The sequence below is a fragment of the Cellulophaga sp. 3_MG-2023 genome, assembly GCF_030546975.1.
Classification (GTDB): Bacteria; Bacteroidota; Bacteroidia; order Flavobacteriales; family Flavobacteriaceae; genus Cellulophaga.
In genome coordinates this window covers 76631-99949 of sequence record NZ_JAUOPS010000003.1, presented here as the reverse complement: position 1 = coordinate 99949, position 23319 = coordinate 76631, and the positions used below count along the sequence as shown (strand labels likewise).

Sequence of the window (23319 nt, the reverse complement as noted above, 5' to 3'; positions counted from 1 at the left end):
GCTATAGAACCTATTTAACAATAGAAAATTTCATATACACAGGAAGATGATCTGATAAATATCTTCCTGTTTCTAAGTTGGTACAATTTTTAATAAAATCTAAAACCTTGCTATCTACCTTTTTTATTTTTTTAGAGTAGTAAATATTATCAATAGCATAGTTTACATACTGCCCTCTATAACACTTCTTTTTTAGTGTTGTTTTCTTATTTACTACTGCTGTTTTGTAACCTTTATCTTTAAGGTTGGTAAACGCTTTGTTTTTATCATTTACATTAAAATCTCCTACAAACAATATTGGAGAAGTAAACCTATCTAATATATATTTTGATATTTCTTTTATTTCAGTTTCGGGGTCTTTGTTATATGGTCTGGAGTGAAAATTAAGAACCGTAAACTTGTCTCCGTTTACATAAAAATCTAATAAAAAAGGTTCTCTCTCTACCTTCTCGTCTAATTCTTTTACCAAAAAACCTCTATTTTTTATTTTTATGTATTTAGTTTTCCAAATAAAGGCATAACGCTCTGTTACATATTTAGAGCTGTTGGTGGGGTTGCTAATTACATAGTCCCACTTACTACCTTTTCTGTTTAAAGCATCTGCTAGTCTGGCAACTGCCTGTGCACCGCCGTAACCAGATACAACTTCTTGTATTGCTAAAATATCTGTATCTCTAACAATGTCTGCTATTTTATCTAATTCTTCACTGTTTTTTGTCTTACCAAAATCTCTAATATTCCAAGAAATTATTTTTACTTCTCTAGACTGAGAATATGTAGAAAAATTAAAAGATAGTATACACAGTAATAATAGTTTTTTTAGCATATTAATTAATATTTAAACGTAAAAGTAACTAAAAAAGAATGCTTGGTATTACTTAAACACGTAGTAAAAAGGTAGCAATACTTGTTTTTCTTTATAGCCAATAACCAATAATAACAAACATCATTACGGATATCCGTAAAACTATTTTTAGCAGTAAGTCTATTTTTGCAATGTTATTATTAATAGTTCTAATTATTAAAGTATTTGGTCTGCTTGCTAATGCGGTAATGGGGAAGTTATTCAAGTTAGTAGGTAAGACCTTTTCTTTATTAGTTTCTGTATTTTATTGTAAGTTAAATAATGTAAATTTGTATTTTTCTACTCACAAACACTATGTCCAAACCATTTTATGAAATTAAAAAAACCAATACTAATGAGTACTGTTTTAACTTAAAAAATAGTGAAGGGGAAATAGTATTATATGGCGAAACTTTTAAAAATATAGCCAAGTGCAAACAACAAATTATTTTTGTAAAACAACACGCCTACGACTATGATTACTACCATAGCAAAGTAACCCAAAATAACGAGTACTATTTTTATTTGTGTTTAAATGAAGATACGCTACTAGGAAAAAGTAAAAAATATAAAACTATAGAAGCTAAAGAAATGGCCATAGCAACAGTAATGTTATACGCAACAATAGCTACTATTAAGCATTTTAAGTGAGAAAAAGTAGATTATTGTTATTATGACAAACATTTTGCATAAAAAACCTCTCATAATTTCTAAATTAGAGAGGTCTTAACTATTTTCTTTTTTTCTTCCACGGGGCATTCTTTTTCCAGTTACCCGCCATTATACAACCATATGGTAAAACTTCATCTACAACTTTTCCTAAGTTAAAATCGTTCATCTGCCTACGTACACTAGCTGCATTTTTATATGCACTTGGTAATTCCGTTATATCAATTTCATTAGAATAAAAACGAACATCTAAATTTTTAGTCTCTTCAGTAAAAATATCTTCTAAAGTACCTAATTTACTTTTTCTATGCTGTGTTCTACTCATATTTCTGCCTGCTCCGTGAGGTGCAAATCCTAAATTTGTTGAGGTGGTTTCTCCTTCAACAATTAAAACCGGTTCCGCCATATTTAACGGTATTAATCTAGGACCTGTAATGTCTGGCATAAATTTTTTATCCAACGGAGTTGCTCCTTTTGCATGGTAAAACAAATCACCATCTTTAAAAACAAAATTATGCTCGTTCCAATACCTATCTTTCCTTTCTACACCAAGCTTTTCTAAAGTAGTGTTATGCAAACATTCATGATTCTTTTTAGTCCATTTTCTTATAATTTGTAAAGCTTTCCAATATTCTTGTCCTTCTTCTGTGTTATAAGGAATCCAAGCGTTTTGTTTTAATGTTTCTGGAGATAACTCTTTTCTAAAACGTTCTGCTACTTTCATACCTTTAGAGTACAGATTAGCACCAAAACCTCTACTACCGTGATGTGTAACCATCATAGTATTTCCTGTTTTTTTAGATGTACCAACAAATAAAAAATGATTACCATCTCCTTGAGTTCCTAAGTGCGATCTAGCAACAGATATACATTTTTGATTATTTAAAAAATAATTACCTTCTATTTCTTTCAGTAAATCTGAGGGTAACCTAAACTGAGAATCTCTAGACCTACCACCTGGTCCAAAATGTGTAATACTTTGTGCTACATCTAAAACATCTTTTGGACTAACTTTTCCAAAGTCAGTTAACATTACGGAACAACAAATGTCTGCACTATGCATACCTGGATGAATTGCATTATTTGCTACAGCTACTCCACCTACAGGAATAGTACCTGTTGGACCAGTTGGGCAAGCATCTGGCATTATAGCTCCTGATACAATGGTTCGTGTTCTCATTAACTCTACCATTGTATCTGTAACATTTTTTACATTTATCTCCTCTATCTCATCCTCTGCTCTTATATTAATATTAAATGGAACTTTATTGATATTCAACCCTATAGGCTTTGGAAATTTAAAATTGGCTAAATATGTTGTTAATTCATTTCCTTTTAAATCGTTTTCATTAATAAAATTTAGAGCTTCCTTAAACCATTTAGCTGGCGTATAACCCATTTTAATTAAATCTTCTCCTGTAATTCTGTTTTTGTTTTCCATATTAATTTTTCTTTTAACTCCGCCGACTCCTCGTTCGGCGGAGTACTACTTATAACCTTAGTTAAGGTCTTAATTATGATTCCGGTACAAATATTAAACCCAAGTACGCAATCATTTTGCGTAGTTAAAAAAAAGTGATACTTTTCTATAAAAATAAACTATGTCTGTTAACAAAAATGCTCTAATTAGGTATAAAACAATTGATAAATGCCTTCAAAATAGATACCGTAAATGGACTTTAGAAAGTTTAATTTCTTCTTGTTCTGATGCCCTTTATGAATACGAAGGGAGAGAAATTAATGTAAGCAAGCGTACCGTACAATTAGATATACAAATGATGAGGAGTGATAAACTTGGTTACAATGCTCCAATAGTAGTTTATGACAAAAAATTTTATAAATATGAAGATGAAAACTTTTCAATAACTAATATCCCTTTAAATAAAAATGATATGAATGTGTTATCTGAAACAGTTGAAATGCTAAAACAATTTAAAGATTTTTCGCTTTTTAGTGAACTTGGTGGAATTATACAAAGGTTAGAAGACAAAGTCTATTCTGAAAAAACTCAACAGTCTTCAATTATTCATTTAGACAAAAATGAAAAATTAAAAGGACTTGAGTTTTTAGATGTTCTATATCAAGCAATATTAAAAAAAATAGTAATAAAATTAACTTATCAATCCTTTAAAGCAGAGACTCCCTCTGTAATTAGCTTTCATCCTTATATTTTAAAAGAATTTAATAATAGGTGGTTTTTAGTGGGTAGAAGCTCTAAATATAAACAAATAGTAACTTTTGCTTTAGATAGAATTATTGATATAGATTATAATACATCTATAGAGTATATATTAGAAAATTTTAACGGTGATAAATATTATAAAGACGTAATTGGTGTTACCGTTACAAACAAAAGAGCAGAACGTATACAATTTTGGGTAGATAAAAAAAATGCTCCCTATGTAGAGACAAAACCTTTTCATAAATCTCAACGAATAATTGAAAAAAAAGATGATGGTGTTATTTTTAACATTTTTGTAAAAATAAACTTTGAACTAGAAAGAATAATTTTAGGTTTTGGTGACTCTATAGAAGTTATTAAGCCAAAAAACTTAAGAGATAGAATACATACAAAGTTGCAAAATGCTAATAAGCTCTATAAAAAGCGTAACTAAAAATTTTATTATAAACTAGTTAAAACCAAAAAAGCCTTTACATTTCTGTAAAGGCTTTTGTTTGCTTGTGGTCCCACATGGGCTCGAACCATGGACCCCCTGATTATGAGTCAGGTGCTCTAACCAGCTGAGCTATAGGACCCGCAAATTGCGGATGCAATATTACTATTTATTTTGTTACAATCCAAAAGAAGATTGTAGTTATATTAACTTTTTTATTTTAATGGTGCTGGTGCTTCTTGGCAAAGCTCTATTAATGTGCCATTTGTACCCTTTGGATGTAAAAAAGCAACTAGTTTATTATCTGCTCCTTTTTTAGGAGTTTCGTTTAAAACCACAAAACCTTCGGCTTTTAAACGTGCAATTTCTGCAACAATATCATCTACTGCAAATGCTATATGGTGTACACCTTCGCCTTTTTTAGCTATAAATTTTGCAATAGGACTATCTTCTTTAGTTGCCTCTAACAGTTCAATTTTATTTGGGCCTTGCATAAAAAAAGAGGTTTTAACACCCTCAGACGCTACTTCTTCTTCTTTATAACTTGGTGTGCCCAACAATTTTTCAAACAGCAAATTAGACGCTTTTAAATCTTTAACTGCTATTCCTATATGTTCTATTTTTTGCATAATCTATCTTTAAAAATATAAAGGCTAAAATTACAACAATTAATCTTTTAGCTAATCCCCTAGGATACTAGGCTAAGGTATAGGACTCTAATAATATAAATTGTACTTTTGCCCTATGGAAACTCAAAGACAGAAAAAAATAGGAGGCGTAATACAAAAAGATATCGCAGATATCTTACAGCGCGCGGTGATTGATGGTGGTTTGCGTGGTACACTTATATCTGTTTCTAAGGTGGTTGTTACTACAGATTTATCTATAGCCAAAGTATATATTAGTATTTTTCCGCATAAAAATGCAGACGAACTTTTAGAAGGTATACGATCTAACCAACCATTAATAAAACATGAACTTGCACAACGTACCAAAAACCAATTACGTCGTGTACCAGAATTGCTATTTTTTATAGACGATTCTTTAGAGTACATAGACGGTATAGAAAAATCTTTAAAGGGAGAGGATAACCCTATAGAAAATCCAGATTTACTAGAACGCAGAAAAAAATCTTAAGATTGAATTTTCCGCTATACATCGCTAAGCGATATGTACGTTCTAAAAGCAGTCAAAACGCTGTAAATATTATCAATTTTATTACATTTTTAGTAATTGTTATTGGTTCTGCAGCGCTTTTTATTGTATTATCTGGCTTTGCCGGATTAAAAACGTATAGCCTTAGCTTTAGTGAAAGTTTTGATCCTGACTTAAAAGCTTCTCCATTAACCGGAAAATTTATATCGGTTTTACCAGAACAAGAAACCAAATTACAGAATATAGACGGTGTACTTTCTTTTTCTAAAGAACTAGAAGAAAAGGTATACTTTTTACATAACGAGAAAAGCCATATTGGCTATATTAAAGGTGTAGATAGTAATTACAATAAAGTTACAAGCGTAGATAGCACCTTGTATTTCGGCGAGTGGTTACTAGATGGCCAAAGAGGTGTTGTAGGTATTGGTATTGCAAATTTACTAGGGCTAACGGTTAACAATTACAGAAGTCCACTACAAATATTGGTGCCAAAACCAAAAAAAGGTGCTGTTAACCAAGGCGGATTTAACAAAACACCCTACAACCAGCACAATGTTGTAGTTAGTGGTATGTATAACGTAGCAGAGGACCTAGATAAAAAGTATCTTTTTACAAGTTTACCAGTTGTACAAAAACTATTAGAAAAAGATAGCTTACAGATTTCTGCTATAAATTTTAAGATTGATGGTTCTAAAGATATTGGCAGTATTAAAAAAGAAATTGCTGCTGTTTTTAATCAAAATGTAATTTTAAAAGACAGACAAGAACAAAATAGCACCTTACACCGTATGCTAAACACAGAAAACTTGGCTACATACCTAATTTTTACATTAGTGCTTATAATTGCCTTATTTAATGTTGTAGGTGCAATTATTATGATGATTTTAGATAAAAAAGAAAACTCTAAAACTTTATACTACCTTGGGTCTACCATTAAGGAGTTGCGAAAAATTTATTTTGTACAAGGCACACTTGTTACCAGTATTGGTGGTCTGGTTGGTGTTTTTATAGGATCATTACTTATATGGTCTCAACTTGCTTTTGGATGGCTTAAAATAAATGCTTTTTTAGCATACCCAGTAGAGTATAAACTACTAAACGTTGTTATTGTTTTAGCTACTATTATTGTACTAGGATTAATATCTGCTAAAATTGCAAGTAGTAGAATTAGTAAAAAATTAATTACACAATAAAACACTTATTTTAGGTCTGTACCTAACAAAACACCACACCTTATACTACTTTCTAAGTATTTAAAATAAAAATTAAAAGTGCTATTAGTTAATACTTTAGATTAAGAAAACTGATGATCACCAAACTTATCTAAAACCTCATCAAAAGTAGCAAAAACATCTACAGAGTCGTCACTAGTTACCATTTTCATACGGTACTGTTTAAAATCTGGTATCCCTTTAAAGTAATTGGTATAATGCCTACGGGTTTCAAAAACACCTAGTTTTTCTCCTTTCCAATCTATAGACATTTGTAAGTGTCTACGAGCAGCGTCTACGCGTTCTTGCATTGTTGGTGGTGCTTTGTGTTCTCCTGTTTTTATAAAGTGTTTAACCTCATTAAAAAACCACGGATAACCAATACTTGCTCTACCAATCATTGCACCATCTAAACCGTATTCATCTCTCATTTTTACAGCAGCTTCTGGAGAGTCTACATCACCATTACCAAAAACAGGTATATGCATACGCTGGTTATTTTTAACTTGTGCAATAGGTTTCCAGTCTGCATTACCTTTGTACATTTGTACTCTGGTTCTGCCGTGTATTGCTATTGCAGCACAGCCTACATCTTGTAAACGTTCTGCAACCTCAACAATTTTTATAGAGTCTGCATCCCAACCTAAGCGGGTTTTTACCGTAACAGGTAATTTGGTATGCTTTACCATTGCATCGGTAAGCTTTACCATTAAATCTATGTCTTTTAAAATACCTGCACCAGCACCTTTACTTACTACCTTTTTTACAGGGCAACCAAAGTTAATGTCTATAATATCTGGGTTAGATTTTTCTACAATCTCTACAGAGCGCAACATAGAATCTAAGTTTGCACCAAAAATTTGAATTCCCACAGGTCGTTCTTTCTCATAAATATCTAATTTCATAACGCTTTTTGCAGCGTCACGTATTAAACCTTCTGATGAAATAAACTCTGTATACACAACATCTGCTCCTTGTTCTTTACACAAAGCTCTAAATGGTGGGTCGCTTACATCTTCCATTGGTGCTAACAACAACGGAAATTCTGGTAACTGTATGTCTCCTATTTTTGGCATTTGGCAAATTTACAACATATCCGCTACCTAAAAAACAGAAAACATTCTATCTTAGCCTTATGCCATTACAATTTTTACTGCCTTATGAGCCTGTGGTTTTTGGTTACCACTTAAACGTACACCTTATTTTAGAGTATTTGGCATTTTTTATTGGCTTTAGATATTACGTTTTTCTACGTAAAAATAGTACAGATACAATTAGTAGCTTAAATAGATTATCTATACTAATAGGTGCTGTTTTTGGTGCGCTATTTTTATCTAGGCTTATAGGTTTTTTAGAAAATCCTCCGTTGCACGCTACACAAGGTTTTATTGCTATTGTAAACAATAAAACTATAATGGGTGGTTTATTTGGTGGATTATTAGGGGTAGAAATTGCTAAAAAAATAATTGGAGAGAAAACGTCTTCTGGCGATTTGTTTACACTACCTATAATTGTAGGTATAATTATAGGCCGTATTGGTTGTTTTTTATCTGGTATTAAAGAGTTTACCTATGGTGTGCAAACTTCTTCAATCTTTGGTTTAGATTTAGGTGATGGCGTTCTAAGGCACCCTATTGCGCTGTATGAAGTTGTGTTTTTAATACTACTTTTTATCGCTCTAAAAACACATCAAAATAAAAAAATAAGTATAGAGAACGGTAGTTATTTTAAGTTTTTTATGATTGCGTACTTCTTATTTCGTTTTTGTATTGAATTTTTAAAACCAAATGAGTTTCTAATATTAGGACTAAGTAGTATTCAATATTTATGCGTAATTTGTTTTTTATACTATTATAAATTCATCTGCAAAACACTCCTATATGTCGCAAAAAAATTACACCTATTATGATTTTACATTAAGCCTTTGTCCAGAATGTTTAAGGCGTGTAGATGCTAAAATTGTTTTTGAGAATGATAAGGTGTATATGCTTAAAAACTGTAAAGAACACGGTAGGTCTAAGGTTTTAATTGCTGATGATATTGAGTATTATAAAAATATAAGAAACTACAACAAAGCGTCTGAGTATCCTAAAACATTTAACACGCAAACGCATTATGGTTGCCCGTACGACTGTGGTTTGTGTCCAGATCATGAACAACACTCTTGTTTAACCGTTGTAGAGGTTACAGACCGTTGCAACCTTACTTGCCCTACTTGCTACGCTGGTTCTTCGCCAACATATGGCAGACACAGAACATTGGAGGAAATTAAAAAAATGTTAGATGTTATTGTAAAGAATGAAGGTGAGCCAGATGTGGTACAAATTAGTGGTGGTGAGCCTACTATACACCCTAATTTTTTTGAAATTATGGACTATGCCAAGTCTTTACCTATTAGACATTTAATGGTAAATACTAACGGTATTAAAATTGCTAAAGATGTTGCTTTTGCAGAAAAATTAGCAACATACGCACCAGATTTTGAAATTTATTTGCAGTTTGATTCTTTAGACAATAATGTATTACAAACGCTTAGAGGTGCAGACTTAGCAGATACACGCTTAAAAGCCATAGAAAACCTTAACAAGTTAAATTTAGCTACAACTTTGGTAGTTACACTGCAAAAAGGGTTAAACGACCACGAAATGGGTAAAACCATAGATTTTGCCTTAAAACAAAAGTGTGTTAGGGGTGTTACTTTTCAGCCAACACAAATTGCTGGTAGGTTAGAGAATTTTGAGGTTGATGAAAATAGAATTACACTTACAGAAGTACGCCGTAATATTTTAGAGCAGTCTCCAATTTTTGAACCAGATGATTTAATTCCGGTTCCTTGTAACCCAGATGCTTTGGTTATGGCTTATGCTTTAAAACTAGGTGATGAGGTTAGCCCGTTAACACGTTATATAAACCCAGATGATTTACTAAACGAAGGTAAAAACACCATTATTTATGAGCAAGATGAAGCTTTACACGGTAAAATGATAGAGCTGTTTAGCACAGGAAACTCTGTAGATAAGGCCTCAGAAAATTTAAAATCTATTATGTGTTGCTTGCCAGAGATTGATGCGCCAGAACTAGGATATGACAACCTTTTTAGAATAATAATTATGCAATTTATAGATGCGCATAATTTTGATGTACGTGCCATTAAAAAATCGTGTGTGCATATTGTAAACAAGGACTATAAAATTATTCCTTTTGAAACTATGAACCTCTTTTACAGAGATGATAAAATAGAACGACTTAAAGAACTACAAAAAGAAAACGCATGATACAATTATTACCTTTAGAAGTTGGTGGCCTTGGTGGCTTGGTGATTTTAATAGTGCTAATTATGTTTGGCCCTGCATTGCTATTTTTAATTATTGCTTTTGTAATGCTAGGACAAAAAAAGAAAAAAGCTGCTAAAATATTTTTTATTTTAACTGGCGTTTACCTGCTTATAAGTCTGGGTGTTTGTGGTGCAATGATGACAGGATATTAAATAAATATAGATGATAAATGCACTATTGTTAAATCAAAGTCCCAACGGTAGTGGTGACTACCTAACCCTTATAATACTTATTATTTTATTGTTATTATCACCTGCAATAATTTGTATAATAGTAGGCTTATTTTTACGTAAAAAGAAACCCAAAACAGCCAAAACACTTTTTATAATAGCGGGTGTATACTTGGTTGTTGGTATTGGACTATGTAGCGTTCCTAGTTTTTAAACATAAAAAAAGCGGAAATTCTTAATTGAATTTCCGCTTTAACAATTTATAGTTGTTAGCTAGTGTGTTTTATTCGTTAGAAGCCATTAGTGCAAAAAACTTATCTATGTTAGGTAAGATTACAATACGAGTTCTTCTGTTTTTAGCTCTATCTTCTTTAGTATCGTTAGACGCTAAAGGAACATAACTACTTCTACCAGATGCAATTAATTTTTCTGGTGCTACATTGTATTTAGTTTGTAACTTACGTACAATAGATGTTGCTCTTAATACACTTAAATCCCAGTTATCTGTTACTTTAGGAGTACTAATAGATCTTGCATCTGTATGACCCTCTACCATAACTTCAATACTTGGTTCAGAGTTAATAACATCTGCTAATTTTTGTAAAATAGCATCTGCTTTGTTGCTTACATTGTAGCTAGCAGTGTTAAATAATAATTTATCAGAAATAGAAATCATAACAACAGTATCATCAATATCAATTGCGATATCATCATCTTCATTTAAGCTATTTGTACCAATAGATTTTTTTAAATTGTGAGACAATGCTAAGTTCATAGAATCTTTAAGTGTTTTAGCACCCATTAATTGTTCTGGACTAACATTTTTTAAAGTCTCGCGCATTTTAGCTTTAACGTTGTTAGAAATAACAGCGCCGTCTGCAGAAATTAATTTTGCATCGTTATCTTCTGTTAATGCATTTATTTTAGAATTATAATCAGCAACTCTTGCTTCTATTTTAGCAAATTTAGCTTCTAACTCTTCCTTTTCTACTGCAGTCTTGGTTAATTGACTTTTAGTTTCACCGTGAGCTTGTTGTAATTCTACATATTTCTTTTTAGAAACACATGATCCCAATAAAACTACTGCAGCTAGTGCTAATGATATTTTCTTCATAATTTTTGTTTTGTTCTAAGGTAGATACGTAAATAAGTCTAAAATAGATTTTTTAATTTTTAAAACGAACCCTTAAACACTGAAAACAAGTAAGTTAAAATGTAAATTTATTAATAATTTACAGCCGTAAAACTTAAATATTTGGTTAAAAAGAATGAATTAACAATGAGATTTGTTACTGGTAAAATCAAATATCAAATGTTTTAAAACACCAATTTCAATATGATTGGATTCAAAATAATCATTATGAAAGTTATTCTTTTTAGAATTTAGAGTTTGAGTATTTCGTTTGTCTTTAATTAGTAGTTTGTTAATACCTTCTACAGTTTTGTTTACATTACCTTGAAGTAAGAAGCCTAACATACAGCCAGTAGGATATTTTTTGGAAGTAAACCTATTCATCCCTTCATCTATGTAGCTTCTTTTAAGTTTAGAATCGCTCTCTTTTAATCGTTTAGCTTCAAAAAAGTAATTAAATTCAAGGTTAGAGGTTATATTAGACATTTTTAAATCTACTCTTGGTAGTTTATCAGCAAAGCCTTTCTTTATTTCTACATCTTTAGATAAATGTTCTTCACGAGTTGCAAATATTCTAAAATCAATTCTTTTAGGATTTGTATTTATTCTTTCAAACAATACTTGTGTAATATCATTTTCATCTAAATTTAGTAGAATAGTTTTTTCTATTAAAGAAAACTGATAAGCTTCAACAATTAAGGTAAAACATTTATCCTCAAATGCACTTCTAAATTTTTGGACGATAGCGGAATTTAATGCCATAATTAATTCTCGTTTAAAATTTCAAGAATTAAGTCAGAAGCATCTTCTAACGCCATTGATTGCGACCAGAATCTTCGTTGATTTGGTCTAATAATATAAATATCGTTCCCTGATTTATAGTTGAGTTTTTTTCTAAAATAGATATTAGTGGCTTTTTCTTCCCATAAGTGTTTATCGAGTTTTTTTAATTCCTCATCAATAAATTCATTTGATTGAAAATTTTCGCTTTTCTTTTCATCAAAAGAAATTTTAATCATCATTAAAGGACTAAATCTATTAATATTATTATAGGTTGTAGCATTTGCGAATAAACCTTGCTTATCAAGAAAACTATTTATTTCATTAGTAATTAATGAGCTAAACACATTTAATTGTTTTTGAAGAGCAGGAAGTAATGTGCTTGATTTTTCCTGTTTATGAAATAAATTTGCTGAAAAATTTATAAAATCTTTAATTGATTGTTTTTCAATTGAATCAATATTATATAATTGATAAATCATATTATTAATATCTTCCTCTAGTTTACTATAATCTACTTCTAAAATAGTGGTCTTTATTTTAGATTCTATTTTTTTGTGAATGGTAATCAATTTATTAAAAATAACTTGATTATTTACAATAGGAAATTCATAGACTTCATTGGGTTTAATTCTTTCTCTTTCAATTCCCCAAGAATTAGATATTAATAATAAAAAATAGGTAGCTAATTCAGAATTTAAAAGGCAAGAAAGGAATCTAAGTTGACTCTTATCTTTTGATTTAAAACCTAAAACAGTACTGTTATATGCTACACTATGGTCTAAATAACTAAAACAAAGTTGATTATCTTTTAAGCCCTCTTTTGTTAATAGCATAGGGCCTTCATAAATATTCTTTCCTGTTATTCTTCTGAAAACATTTATTTTTGGTAAATCCTGAATATTATCTACAGAATAATATTTCAAATAAGTTTCAATTGTCTCTTTGTTTTTTAGCAATGAATTGATACTTGAATACTTGCCTTTATCAGTATAGAATCTTTCAATTTTTTCAGGTCTGATGAATTGAAGATTAGATATTTCATTGTCAATAATTGGCTTTGTTGTTGATTTATTTATGGGCTGTAATCCCACTCCATAATTGATGTTATTTTTATTTAGAAATGATTTAACATTGATTTCAGATTCTAAAAGCTTACTTACTATTTTTATATCTCGATTTCCTCCCCACATTGCAACCTTCCATATTTTGGTGTCAGGTTTTTGACATTCTTCTCTTGGAAGATGTTTTAAATCTGTGAAATCGATGTTTAAACCTTCAATGATATTTGACTTGATATAAGTTTTAGGTGCATAGTATGCGATTTTATCGGAAGGATTTATAGGTTGCTCTTTTTGATAGTAAACAATACTTATAGGTCCTGTTGCATCTCCAAATAATTGACCGCCAAAGTTTTTCTTTGCATTACGAAGTATAGAAAAATTATATACTTTTTCTACATAGCAATCATTAAATAACCATTTCCTGAAGTTTTGATAAGTTCCTCCTGTATTAGTTAAAACTTTGGTATTAAATATTAGAGCAACTTCACCATTCGGTGCAAACTTTGTCGATTTATGCAGAAAAGGTAAAACCATTTCTTTAGCAAAATCAAATTGTTGACAATAGTTTTTTACAGATTCAAGTAAATTCGTTGTTCCAAACGGTGGATTTCCGACTACTAGATTAAATTCTATGTTTTCTATTTCTTTATTTTCTGAAATAGTATCTCTACAAAATAAATTTGAGCCTTGTGTTTTTAATGATTTGTCTTCTGGGTTATTAATAAGATTTGGTAAGCTATGATTTTTATTTTGCCAAATATTTTTAGGATTCAAATTATCTACTAAAGCTAAGTATAAACTAAAAGCAGCAACTTTAATCGCTTGTGGATGCAATTCAATACCAAAAATATTATCAGTAAGTAGTTTTTTTAATTTATTAAAGTCAGTTAGTTTTTCATTATTAGAATTCTCATATCGCTTTACTAATCGCTTAAAACTTTCTACTAAAAAAATTCCAGAACCACAGGATGGGTCTAAAATCTTTATTTCATAATTTGTTTCTCCATTATTAACAGGAAGTTTCTCATTTAAAATAAATTCAACTAAAGATGGTGGTGTGTAATATGTTCCCGTTTTTTTCTTTAATTCAGGGTCAGTTTTAAATAAGAAATTCTCATAAATTTCACTTAGTAATTCTATTTGTATAATGCTAAAATCAAACAGCCTCCAATCCTCAAATAGATTCATTTGCGGTGTGTTATCATTACCACTAATAAAGCATTCTTTAATTAATTGAAGTTGATTGGCAGATATGTTTTCTCCATCTTCTAAAGTAAAAACATTACCATTAAAATGTTCTTCTAATTTATCGAATAAATCATAAGTAGAATTTACATCATTCAGAATGTCAAAATAGGATTTTGCTCCTTTTCTAATTTTAGAATAAAAATTTTCGTCTGTAGCTCCTCTATCTTGCAGATATAAAAGAAATAAAGAACGAAGAATGATTTTATGAATAAAATTAATTTCAAGACCTTGATCTTGAAGTTGATTAGATGTATTAACTAAACTATCTACCAAATACTTATCTACTCTACGTTGTAAGTTTATTTTACTCCTGACAAATTGAGCTTCTTCTAAAGTCCAAATAATTCCTGTGTCAATTGCTATAGTTGAAAAAAGTTGATTAAGTTCCTGAATTTGTTGTTTATCAGAAAACTGATAAGACTTTATTTCAATGTTCTGTAGTTCTTTATCAAAATTAAAATCATCTTTAGTGATGATGATAGGTTTTTCAGAACAGTTATAAATACGAATTTCTGTTTCAGAGTAAACATACAGAAATAGTACTTTTTTGAAGTTCCAAGCTTTTTTGTGAGTACTAGCAATTTCTTTTAATGAATCTATATTAAATGAGTTTACTTTTTTTAAGAATATAGCAGGAAAACTATTGTCGTTTTCATCGGTATTAAAATAAACTGCATCTATGCCAAACTCTTTTGCTTGGTTCAAGACAATAGATTTACTTTCGGATAGATTCTTTTCTTTCGAAGTAGTAGAAATGGCTTTGTTTAAACCAATTAAATCTATTGTTTCTTTCATATTCATTAATAGTTCCTCCCGTAGTTTTTTTAAAAATACAACATTATTATTCTGCAAAACTAATCATTTAAAAAAATTGACTCGCAAAAAACTTAACAATGAATGCTTTTTATTTAAAAGTTATTTCTATGCTTTTTCTACTCGTTCTTAATTAATTTTAGATGTGCTTTAAACTTAGACCCTTATAACCTGTAAAATATAAACTATATTTGCAGCTACTTTAGTACTATATATGAAGAATATTCGAAATTTTTGCATTATTGCACACATAGATCACGGGAAAAGTACCTTGGCAGATAGACTTTTAGACTATACTGGTTCTGTAACAGATCGTGAAAAACAAGATCAACTTTTAGATAGTATGGACTTGGAGCGAGAACGTGGAATTACCATAAAATCGCACGCCATACAAATGGACTTTGAATACAAAGGAGAACAATTTGTTTTAAATTTAATTGACACTCCTGGCCACGTAGATTTTAGTTACGAGGTATCTAGATCTATTGCTGCTTGTGAAGGTGCTTTATTAATTGTAGATGCTGCACAAAGTATACAAGCACAAACTATATCTAACTTATATCTTGCTTTAGAAAACGACTTAGAGATAATTCCGGTTCTAAATAAAGTAGATTTACCTAGTGCAAACCCAGAAGAAGTTACAGATGATATTGTAGAACTTTTAGGTTGTGCTCCAGAAGACGTAATACACGCAAGTGGTAAAACCGGCTTTGGTGTAGATAATATTTTGGCTGCTGTAATAGAACGTATTCCTGCGCCTGTTGGTGAAATAGACGAACCTTTACAAGCTTTAGTTTTTGACTCTGTTTATAATCCTTTTAGAGGTGTAGAAACTTATTTTAGAGTTATAAATGGTGAAATTAAAAAAGGACAAAAGATAAAATTTGTAGCTACAGATAAAAGTTATTTTGCAGATGAGGTTGGTACCTTAAAGTTAACGCAGGTAATTAAGAAAAGTGTAAAAGCTGGTGATGTTGGTTACTTAATTACAGGTATTAAAGATGCTCGTGAGGTTAAAGTTGGTGATACTATTACAGACTCTGTTAACCCAACAAAAAATGCAATTGCAGGTTTTGAGGATGTAAAACCAATGGTATTTGCTGGTATTTACCCTGTAGATACAGATGAGTTTGAAGAATTACGTTCTTCAATGGAAAAATTACAGCTAAATGATGCTTCACTGGTATTTGCACCAGAAAGTAGTGCTGCACTTGGTTTTGGCTTTAGATGTGGATTCTTAGGAATGTTACATATGGAGATTATACAAGAACGTTTGGAGCGCGAGTTTAATATGACTGTAATTACTACTGTACCTAACGTTAGTTACCACGCATTTACACGTAAAGACCCAGATATTCCTCTTATTGTTAATAACCCTACAGATTTACCAGACCCATCTAGTATAGACCGTGTAGAGGAACCATATATTAAGGCTACAATAATTACAAAGTCGGACTTTGTTGGTAATGTAATGTCTTTATGTATAGAAAAACGAGGACAAATTACAAACCAAACGTATTTAACGCCAGAGCGTGTAGAGCTATCTTTTGATATGCCACTTGCAGAAATTGTTTTTGATTTTTATGATAGATTAAAAACAGTTTCTAAAGGATATGCCTCTTTTGATTATACGCCAATTGGTATGCGTACCTCTAAATTAGTACGTGTAGATATTTTATTAAATGCACAACCGGTTGATGCTTTATCTGCTCTTATACACGCAGACAATGCAGTACATATTGGTAAAAAAATGTGCGAGAAGTTAAAAGAGTTAATCCCAAGACAACAGTTTGATATTCCTATACAAGCTGCTATTGGAGCAAAAATTATCTCTAGAGAAACAACAAAAGCATTACGTAAAGATGTTACCGCTAAATGTTATGGTGGTGATATATCTAGAAAGCGTAAACTTTTAGAAAAACAGAAAAAAGGTAAAAAACGTATGCGCCAGGTTGGTAACGTAGAAGTACCACAAGAAGCTTTTATGGCTGTATTAAAACTTAACGATTAATACAACTACCTTATACAATACAAAAACCTTCATTTAACAAATGAAGGTTTTTTATTTTATTACTCTAACCATTTTCTAAATTCTGCTGTGGTAGATGAGCTTGTCATTACTTTTTCTTTTACACCAACCATTTTTAATAATAATCGGTTTTTAAAATGACTCTCTATATTGTCTATAAAATCTATACTTATAATTTGGCTTCGGTTTATTTTAAAAAATTTATTAGGGTGTAATTGTTGGTGTATTGTGCCTAAATTTAAAGATATTGTATGTCTTTTTCCTTTTGCATCTGTAGCAATACAAAAATCTCCTGATGCTTCTATAGTGCTAATTTCTGACACAATTAATAGTTGTATACCATTTGCTTTTTTAATTACAAACCTTGTTTTGTAATTGTTATGCTCTTCTTGTAAAGCAATTTTAAGGTTTGTAAGTGTTTTTGGTGATAAAGAGTTGTAATCTCCTTTGGTAAATAGTGCCTGGTATTTTTCTAGCGCCTTTTTAAAATCTAATTGTGTGTATGGCTTTAAAATATAAGCAATGCCATTTGTGTTAAATGCCTGAAAAAGATACTCATCATGCGCAGAGCAAAATATAATTGGTGCATCTATATTAACCTCATTATACAAATCAAAAGAAACACCATCTAATAATTGAATATCAGACAAAATAAAATCATATGTATTGCTATTTAAAAATAGCTTACCTTCTGCGTTAGACCTTGCCCAGTCATACACAACCTCATCATTAAAATAATCTTTAACAAAAGAAACTAGTTTTTGAAAAGCTGGTATTTCATCTTCTAAAATTAAAATTTTCATTGCTTTTAATTATCTTCAATTAGTTTAATTACTGGAATAGAAACCGAAAATTCTTTATCAGTATTTATTATAATTACCTCTTTATCTGATAGTAATTTATACCGTGCTTTTAAATTATCTATACCTATACCAAAAGATTCATTTTTAGGTATTATACTAGATTTGGTATTACATACTTTTAAAGCGTTTTCCTCTATATAAATTACTGTTTTTATACTATCACCTGCTGTAGGCTTGTTATGCTTTACAACGTTCTCTAATAAAGCTTGTATGGCTCCTGTTGGTATAAATTTATTGTTTAAAGTAGTTGTGGTTTCAATTTTAAAATCATAATCGTTTCCAAAGCGCGTTTTTATTAAAAACATATAGTTTTCTGCAAGTTGAATTTCTTCAGCCAACTCCATAACCTCTGCATCTTTTGTTTTTATTAAATACCTGTATATTAATGATAAACGATTTATGTATTCTTTTGCTCTTTGGGTATCACTATCTATTAAAGAATCTAATGTATTTAAGTTGTTAAATAAAAAATGAGGATCTATTTGTGAACGTAGTAACTTAAGCTCGTTTTCTTTTTGTTGTTTTTCAAACTTTAATAATTGGTTTTGCCCTTCGTAGAACTTTTTAGTAAGCAATAATGCAAATGGAAATGCAGTATCGTTGGCTCCCCTATCTATCATTTTTAAAACAAAATCTAAGCCTCGCGGAAATTTACTCCAATCGTTTTCTCCTGTCCAAAAACCTATTGTGTACTGTATTCCGGAAATTACAATTATAATAAGCAAACCTAAAATACCGAACAAAATGTATTTTTTCTTTGTTACAAAATTGGGGATTAGCCAAAATACAAACAAGAAAATTATACTACAAACACCTATTAATTCTGCCGGAAAATCGAAAAGATATTCCTTTAACATAGAATCGTTTTCATAATAGTCTTTGCCTTGTATAAAAAAGGATACCGCAAAGTAAACCGCTAGTAGTAGAAGATCAGATTTATTTAATTTTTTGTTCATTAAACAGCTAGTGTATTAGTTGTTGTCCTCAATTCTATTTTGCTCCTCTTTAGATGAGTTTTCTCTGTTTTTCTGCTTGCCATATCTAGATCCAAAACTGTAAGATACTCTTAATTGTACGTTTCTTCTAGACTCGTTACTCTCTATATCTGCATTTAAATTATTATAATTTATTTTACCAACATAGCCTCTATTAAGTATTTTACTTAGTCCTAGGTTTACTTTTAGTCTGTCATCTAAAAAGGTTTTACCTAAAGAAAAATCTATGCCCGCAAACCAGTCTACATCTAAACCACCATCTAATGCTCCTGTACCGTAATTACCACTTATTTCTGCGTTAATTTCCCAGGGAAGCTCGTAACTAGCCTGTGTAAACCAAATTAAGCTCCATTTATCTAAATTTAGATTATCTGGTACAGACTCTAGCTTGTTGTAATTTACAATAAACCCAGTGTACCCATCTACGCCTTTTATAAAACTTAATGGTCCAAATAGTCTAAAGTTCCAGTTTTCACTGTCTGTTAAGTTTATGGTTGTTCTGCTAATTTCTGCAGTTTCTGTATTTTGTGATACGTATTGAAACATAGCGTCCTTAGTTTCACTATAACCAATAGTAAAAAACGGCTGACCATCAAAAGTTAAGTTAAACTGATAATTATTGGTAAAAGCTGGTTTTAAATTTTCATTACCAACATCTGAAGAAAGCGGATCATAATACGTTACAAAAGAGTTTAGTGTACTGTAACTTGGTCTACTAATACGATAGCTATAAGCAACATTAGCACTTAGGCTTTCCCCTAGTTTTTTACTTACAGATGCACTAGGGAACAATTTAGATATTTTACGCTCTCTGGTCTCGTTTGTGCTGTTAGAAGTTCCTTTTGTGTTGCTATCTTCAAAACGTAAGCCACCAGAAAAAGACCATTCTCCGCTAGTAACATTTAATTTAGAATACAATGCAAAAATATTTTCTTCTACCAAAAACCTATTACTAGCATCTTCATTAAAAACAAATTCTCCGTTTGTATCTTCACTAAAAGACATTAAATCGCTATCTGTGTCTACATCTGCGTATTTACTACCAAAACTAAGTTTAAAGTTTTCTGTAAATTGCTTAGAGTAGTCTATTTTATATGTTTTTATTTGATATTCACCGTCTTGCAAATAACGCTGATTTGTATAAGGAACTGTACTACCATCTAAAGAAGATATGGTATTAAGATTATCATTTGTATAATCTACAAAATTAAAATCTACTGCTAATTTTTGTTTATCTGTCTTGTATTCATAATAAGGATTTACATTAAAAACTACTTGGTCCCTGTTAAAACTATTTTGTGACAGTAAATAATCTGTTCCGTTATTACTTGTTATGATATTAGAGCTTTTAGAGTTACGGTCCGAGTTTGTATTAATATTTCTAACGCCAACACCTATAGTATGTTCTTCTGTAATATAGTAATCTACACTACCGCTTACTCTTGCAGTTTTAGGGTTGTAAGGCTCTATTGTAGCTTGGTCATAAGTTGCACCATCTACGGTCCTTTTAATAAATAAATCTTCTCTCCAAGTAGGACTAGAATACCCTGCACTTGCTTGCCAATTTAACTTGTTTTTATAACTACCAATAGAAGCACTTGTACCATACTCTACTCCTTCATCTTCTCCTACCCAACCTACAACAGTACCGTTAGTACCTAGCCTTACATTTTTTTTTAGTATTATGTTTATTACTGGTCCAGAACCCGCTGCATCAAACTCGGCACCAGGTTGTTCTACCATTTCTACTCTGGCTATGTTATCTGCAGGCATATCGCGTAGCAACGTACTCATATCCATATAGTCGGTAGTTTTACCGTTAATTAAAATTCTAATATTATTTTGTCCAGCATAGCTTATACCGTTATTGGTTACAATTACACCAGGCACGCGTTTCATTACATCTTTTAAATTAGAATTTATCATCTCAGAATTTTCTAAGTCTACAATAAGTTTTTCTGCAGTTTGTCTAATTACGGGTCGTTTGCTTTTTACAACAACCTCGTTTAAAGATTCTGCCTCTTCATTTAAAGTAAAATTTAGTTCTTTATCTGTGGATAATTGGAATTCTTTAGATGTTTTGGTTTTAAAACCAAGCATAGACACCTCTATATAATATGTGCCGTTTTTTATAGAGTTAAAGGCATACACACCTTGCTTGTCTGATATGGTACCAGTAACAACCTCTTTAGTAGATTGATTGTATAATATTACGTTGGCGTATTCTAATGGCAAATTGTTCTCTGTTATTTTACCTAAAATTTTGTTTTGTGCTTGAGTTGATATTACACCCAGAAGTAAAATAAAAATAGTTTTTGTTAACGTTTTCATGACTGTTGATAATGATTGATGCTATAAAAGTATATGAATTAAGCACTTATAAAAATCATTTTCTGATAAATTGGGATAAAAAGGGGCTGAACCCTATTTTTTTAATGACCAATTGTAATTGCTAAAAACTAAAAAGGCTTCCTGTAACAGGAAGCCTTTTTTATTTACAATATTTGTTTTTTATTCTTCTTCAGATATGTCTGCGTGCTTATCTACATCGAACATTTTACCTAAGTAAACAAGTTCATAACCTTCTGTAATATCTGTAAAAGATGTACTAAATGCTGGTATAATATGTAACTCACCATCTGGTGATTTTAAAAATATTGGAATAATATTTTCATCGGCCTTTGTAATCTCTATTAAACCTTCATAATGGGTTTGGTCTTTTAATTTTATTTCGTGTATTGTTGGGTATTTACGTGCTGCTTCCATCAACTTAATAAAATCATCTGTATGAGAAAATAAACCTTCTTTAGGGTTATTCTCTGGATCGTTCATCTCATCAGAATTTACCAATCTAAAAGAACCATTTTCACCAAATTGCTTTTCAAACTTTTTAACTGCAAAATTGTTAATATCAGAGTTTGCAGTAAGCGCCATAACATAGCCCATATCACTCAACTCTATATTATCTGTTAAAGAATCTGAATAAATATTGGCGTTAATAGCGTCTAAACCTAACTTTTTTGCTTTGCTTATATTGGTTTGGTTATTGTCTATTAATACTACGTGTCTGTTGTGGTCTTTTAAATAATTTGCTATTAATCTAGATAATTTAGACCCTCCAATAATTAAAATACCTTCTGATCTTTTTAAGAAAACACCAACCAATTTTGCAAACATCCTTGCGGTAGTTGCATTAAGTAAAACTGTACCTAATACTATAACAAAAACCAAAGGAGTAATATAGTCTGCACCAGGAACACCCTTAGAAAATAATTTAGAACCAAATAATGACGCTATACCTGCTGCTACAATACCTCTTGGACCAACCCAGCTAATAAAAAGTTTTTCTTTTAAATGAAGGTTAGATCCTCTTGTGCTTAAAAACACACCAAGTGGCCTTACAACAAATACAATAACTGCAAAAAGTATTAAAGTACCCCAATTAAAAATAAGCTCTAAATCTGCTATGTTAATATTAGCAGATAACAATATAAATAAGATAGATATTAACAGTACACTTAAAGATTCTTTAAAATAAAGTAACTCTTTAATATTAGGTAAGTCTGTGTTACCCATTACCATACCCATCACTACTACGGCTAGTAAACCAGATTCGTGTGCAAAAACATCAGACATTACAAATACAAGTAATACTACAGATAAAGACACCACATTAAGTAAATAATGCGGAATAAAATTACGTTTTACAGCAGCTGTTAAACCGTGTGCAAACGTAAAACCAAAAGTGGTACCAAATAAAAGTATTTTACCAAACTCTATTAAAGCAGTAAACGTAAAGTCTCCACCACCACCAACACTAATAAACTCATATACCAAAACGGCAACTAAAGCACCAATTGGATCTATTAAAATACCTTCCCATTTAAGGACTGCAGAAATATCTTTTTTTAAAGGTATGTTTCTTAAAATAGGAGTTATTACCGTTGGGCCAGTTACTATAATTAATCCTGAAAATAAAAATGAAATTGACCAACTTAAACCTAAAATATAATGGGCAGCAACACCTGCGCCAAAAAACGTAACTAAAGAACCAATGGTTATTAACTTAGAAATTACAGGACCTATATTTTTAATCTCTGATCTTTTTAAAGTTAAACCACCTTCAAACAAAATAATACTAATTGCAAGAGATACAAAGTAGTACAAACTATCACCAGGAAAAAGACCTGTTGTTCCGTTCCAAATTGGTTCAATAATTTTACTGTTATCTTCTGTAAAAAGAGTGGATATTGGCCCCACTATTAACCCTATTAAAATTAAGGGTAAAATTGCAGGTAATTTTAATTTCCAAGCAAACCACTGTGCTAGTATTCCTAATATTATAATTCCGGCTAATTCCAGCATAATTTATTTTTTTTGAAAAATAGCATTTTAA

Annotated in this window: 20 protein-coding genes and 1 tRNA gene; 9 read left to right on the top strand and 12 right to left on the bottom strand. The window is 30.7% G+C overall.

What is annotated here, in order from left to right:
- Window positions 1-10: 10 nt before the first annotated feature.
- Window positions 11-826 (bottom strand): endonuclease/exonuclease/phosphatase family protein, encoded by an 816-nt coding sequence (locus tag Q4487_RS10145; protein ID WP_303542252.1) that lies wholly within the window; start codon window positions 824-826, stop codon window positions 11-13.
- 333 nt (window positions 827-1159) lie between these two features.
- Between Q4487_RS10145 and Q4487_RS10140 the strand changes: the two genes are divergently transcribed.
- Window positions 1160-1495: a YegP family protein gene (locus Q4487_RS10140; RefSeq protein WP_303542253.1), complete on the top strand. Its 336-nt coding sequence runs from the start codon at window positions 1160-1162 to the stop codon at window positions 1493-1495.
- A 79-nt stretch (window positions 1496-1574) separates the two neighbouring features.
- On the opposite strand, the gene Q4487_RS10135 is transcribed toward Q4487_RS10140, so the two are convergent.
- Window positions 1575-2954, bottom strand: coding sequence for an RtcB family protein (locus tag Q4487_RS10135; protein WP_303542255.1), 1380 nt, complete (start codon window positions 2952-2954; stop codon window positions 1575-1577).
- 160 nt (window positions 2955-3114) lie between these two features.
- Between Q4487_RS10135 and Q4487_RS10130 the strand changes: the two genes are divergently transcribed.
- Window positions 3115-4128, top strand: a complete 1014-nt coding sequence (locus Q4487_RS10130; protein ID WP_303542257.1) for a YafY family protein — start codon at window positions 3115-3117, stop codon at window positions 4126-4128.
- A 68-nt stretch (window positions 4129-4196) separates the two neighbouring features.
- On the opposite strand, the gene Q4487_RS10125 is transcribed toward Q4487_RS10130, so the two are convergent.
- Window positions 4197-4270: transfer RNA gene (locus Q4487_RS10125), tRNA-Ile, on the bottom strand.
- 73 nt (window positions 4271-4343) lie between these two features.
- Window positions 4344-4757: a methylmalonyl-CoA epimerase gene (gene mce, locus Q4487_RS10120; protein ID WP_100894434.1), complete on the bottom strand. Its 414-nt coding sequence runs from the start codon at window positions 4755-4757 to the stop codon at window positions 4344-4346.
- Between the two features lie 115 nt (window positions 4758-4872).
- On the opposite strand from mce, the gene rbfA reads away from it, so the two are divergent.
- Both rbfA and Q4487_RS10110 read left to right on the top strand, forming a co-directional pair.
- A complete protein-coding gene (rbfA, locus tag Q4487_RS10115) occupies window positions 4873-5265 on the top strand; it encodes a 30S ribosome-binding factor RbfA (RefSeq protein WP_100894433.1) in 393 nt (130 codons plus the stop codon).
- Window positions 5266-5267: 2 nt separating this feature from the next.
- Entirely contained in the window at window positions 5268-6476 is a 1209-nt protein-coding gene (locus Q4487_RS10110) for an ABC transporter permease (protein ID WP_303542261.1), read from the top strand.
- Between the two features lie 101 nt (window positions 6477-6577).
- On the opposite strand, the gene dusB is transcribed toward Q4487_RS10110, so the two are convergent.
- Window positions 6578-7570, bottom strand: coding sequence for a tRNA dihydrouridine synthase DusB (gene dusB, locus Q4487_RS10105; RefSeq protein ID WP_100894431.1), 993 nt, complete (start codon window positions 7568-7570; stop codon window positions 6578-6580).
- A 59-nt stretch (window positions 7571-7629) separates the two neighbouring features.
- On the opposite strand from dusB, the gene Q4487_RS10100 reads away from it, so the two are divergent.
- From Q4487_RS10100 to Q4487_RS10085, 4 genes are read left to right on the top strand one after another with little or no spacing between them, the layout of a single operon-like run.
- Entirely contained in the window at window positions 7630-8403 is a 774-nt protein-coding gene (locus Q4487_RS10100; RefSeq protein WP_303542263.1) for a prolipoprotein diacylglyceryl transferase family protein, read from the top strand.
- A complete protein-coding gene (locus tag Q4487_RS10095) occupies window positions 8375-9769 on the top strand; it encodes a radical SAM protein (protein WP_303542265.1) in 1395 nt (464 codons plus the stop codon). The genes Q4487_RS10100 and Q4487_RS10095 overlap by 29 nt, the downstream gene beginning before the upstream one ends.
- Window positions 9766-9981, top strand: a complete 216-nt coding sequence (locus tag Q4487_RS10090) for a hypothetical protein (RefSeq protein ID WP_100894428.1) — start codon at window positions 9766-9768, stop codon at window positions 9979-9981. Before Q4487_RS10095 ends, Q4487_RS10090 begins: the two co-directional genes overlap by 4 nt.
- Before the next feature lie 10 nt (window positions 9982-9991).
- Entirely contained in the window at window positions 9992-10213 is a 222-nt protein-coding gene (locus Q4487_RS10085; protein WP_303542268.1) for a hypothetical protein, read from the top strand.
- Between the two features lie 69 nt (window positions 10214-10282).
- On the opposite strand, the gene Q4487_RS10080 is transcribed toward Q4487_RS10085, so the two are convergent.
- The 3 genes from Q4487_RS10080 to Q4487_RS10070 form a co-directional block, all read right to left on the bottom strand.
- Window positions 10283-11113 carry an OmpA family protein gene (locus Q4487_RS10080; protein ID WP_303542270.1) on the bottom strand — a complete coding sequence of 277 codons (831 nt, stop codon included), beginning with the start codon at window positions 11111-11113 and terminating at the stop codon, window positions 10283-10285.
- A gap of 159 nt (window positions 11114-11272) precedes the next feature.
- Window positions 11273-11893 carry a hypothetical protein gene (locus Q4487_RS10075; protein ID WP_303542272.1) on the bottom strand — a complete coding sequence of 207 codons (621 nt, stop codon included), beginning with the start codon at window positions 11891-11893 and terminating at the stop codon, window positions 11273-11275.
- Window positions 11894-11895: 2 nt separating this feature from the next.
- A complete protein-coding gene (locus Q4487_RS10070) occupies window positions 11896-15018 on the bottom strand; it encodes a class I SAM-dependent DNA methyltransferase (RefSeq protein WP_303542274.1) in 3123 nt (1040 codons plus the stop codon).
- 232 nt (window positions 15019-15250) lie between these two features.
- On the opposite strand from Q4487_RS10070, the gene lepA reads away from it, so the two are divergent.
- Window positions 15251-17047 carry a translation elongation factor 4 gene (lepA, locus tag Q4487_RS10065; protein WP_100894425.1) on the top strand — a complete coding sequence of 599 codons (1797 nt, stop codon included), beginning with the start codon at window positions 15251-15253 and terminating at the stop codon, window positions 17045-17047.
- Between the two features lie 59 nt (window positions 17048-17106).
- Here lepA and Q4487_RS10060 read toward each other — a convergent pair whose 3' ends face one another.
- The 4 genes from Q4487_RS10060 to Q4487_RS10045 form a co-directional block, all read right to left on the bottom strand.
- On the bottom strand, window positions 17107-17868 hold the full coding sequence (locus Q4487_RS10060) for a LytTR family DNA-binding domain-containing protein (protein ID WP_303542276.1): 762 nt from the start codon (window positions 17866-17868) through the stop codon (window positions 17107-17109).
- Between the two features lie 5 nt (window positions 17869-17873).
- The gene (locus Q4487_RS10055) at window positions 17874-18884 is read right to left on the bottom strand and encodes a sensor histidine kinase (protein WP_303542277.1); all 1011 of its coding nucleotides are present in this window, start codon (window positions 18882-18884) and stop codon (window positions 17874-17876) included.
- Between the two features lie 15 nt (window positions 18885-18899).
- Window positions 18900-21254: an outer membrane beta-barrel protein gene (locus Q4487_RS10050; protein ID WP_303542279.1), complete on the bottom strand. Its 2355-nt coding sequence runs from the start codon at window positions 21252-21254 to the stop codon at window positions 18900-18902.
- Window positions 21255-21434: 180 nt separating this feature from the next.
- The gene (locus Q4487_RS10045; protein ID WP_303542281.1) at window positions 21435-23288 is read right to left on the bottom strand and encodes a sodium:proton antiporter; all 1854 of its coding nucleotides are present in this window, start codon (window positions 23286-23288) and stop codon (window positions 21435-21437) included.
- Window positions 23289-23319: the final 31 nt, after the last annotated feature.

What these genes read in the sequence shown, in the direction of transcription:
- Q4487_RS10145 (WP_303542252.1), bottom strand. Translation starts at nt 826, where the DNA reads ATGCTAAAAAAACTATTATTACTGTGTATACTATCTTTTAATTTTTCT.
- Q4487_RS10140 (WP_303542253.1), top strand. Translation starts at nt 1,160, where the DNA reads ATGTCCAAACCATTTTATGAAATTAAAAAAACCAATACTAATGAGTAC.
- Q4487_RS10135 (WP_303542255.1), bottom strand. Translation starts at nt 2,954, where the DNA reads ATGGAAAACAAAAACAGAATTACAGGAGAAGATTTAATTAAAATGGGT.
- Q4487_RS10130 (WP_303542257.1), top strand. Translation starts at nt 3,115, where the DNA reads ATGTCTGTTAACAAAAATGCTCTAATTAGGTATAAAACAATTGATAAA.
- mce (WP_100894434.1), bottom strand. Translation starts at nt 4,757, where the DNA reads ATGCAAAAAATAGAACATATAGGAATAGCAGTTAAAGATTTAAAAGCG.
- rbfA (WP_100894433.1), top strand. Translation starts at nt 4,873, where the DNA reads ATGGAAACTCAAAGACAGAAAAAAATAGGAGGCGTAATACAAAAAGAT.
- dusB (WP_100894431.1), bottom strand. Translation starts at nt 7,570, where the DNA reads ATGCCAAAAATAGGAGACATACAGTTACCAGAATTTCCGTTGTTGTTA.
- Q4487_RS10100 (WP_303542263.1), top strand. Translation starts at nt 7,630, where the DNA reads ATGCCATTACAATTTTTACTGCCTTATGAGCCTGTGGTTTTTGGTTAC.
- Q4487_RS10095 (WP_303542265.1), top strand. Translation starts at nt 8,375, where the DNA reads ATGTCGCAAAAAAATTACACCTATTATGATTTTACATTAAGCCTTTGT.
- Q4487_RS10090 (WP_100894428.1), top strand. Translation starts at nt 9,766, where the DNA reads ATGATACAATTATTACCTTTAGAAGTTGGTGGCCTTGGTGGCTTGGTG.
- Q4487_RS10085 (WP_303542268.1), top strand. Translation starts at nt 9,992, where the DNA reads ATGATAAATGCACTATTGTTAAATCAAAGTCCCAACGGTAGTGGTGAC.
- Q4487_RS10080 (WP_303542270.1), bottom strand. Translation starts at nt 11,113, where the DNA reads ATGAAGAAAATATCATTAGCACTAGCTGCAGTAGTTTTATTGGGATCA.
- Q4487_RS10075 (WP_303542272.1), bottom strand. Translation starts at nt 11,893, where the DNA reads ATGGCATTAAATTCCGCTATCGTCCAAAAATTTAGAAGTGCATTTGAG.
- Q4487_RS10070 (WP_303542274.1), bottom strand. Translation starts at nt 15,018, where the DNA reads ATGAAAGAAACAATAGATTTAATTGGTTTAAACAAAGCCATTTCTACT.
- lepA (WP_100894425.1), top strand. Translation starts at nt 15,251, where the DNA reads ATGAAGAATATTCGAAATTTTTGCATTATTGCACACATAGATCACGGG.
- Q4487_RS10060 (WP_303542276.1), bottom strand. Translation starts at nt 17,868, where the DNA reads ATGAAAATTTTAATTTTAGAAGATGAAATACCAGCTTTTCAAAAACTA.
- Q4487_RS10055 (WP_303542277.1), bottom strand. Translation starts at nt 18,884, where the DNA reads ATGAACAAAAAATTAAATAAATCTGATCTTCTACTACTAGCGGTTTAC.
- Q4487_RS10050 (WP_303542279.1), bottom strand. Translation starts at nt 21,254, where the DNA reads ATGAAAACGTTAACAAAAACTATTTTTATTTTACTTCTGGGTGTAATA.
- Q4487_RS10045 (WP_303542281.1), bottom strand. Translation starts at nt 23,288, where the DNA reads ATGCTGGAATTAGCCGGAATTATAATATTAGGAATACTAGCACAGTGG.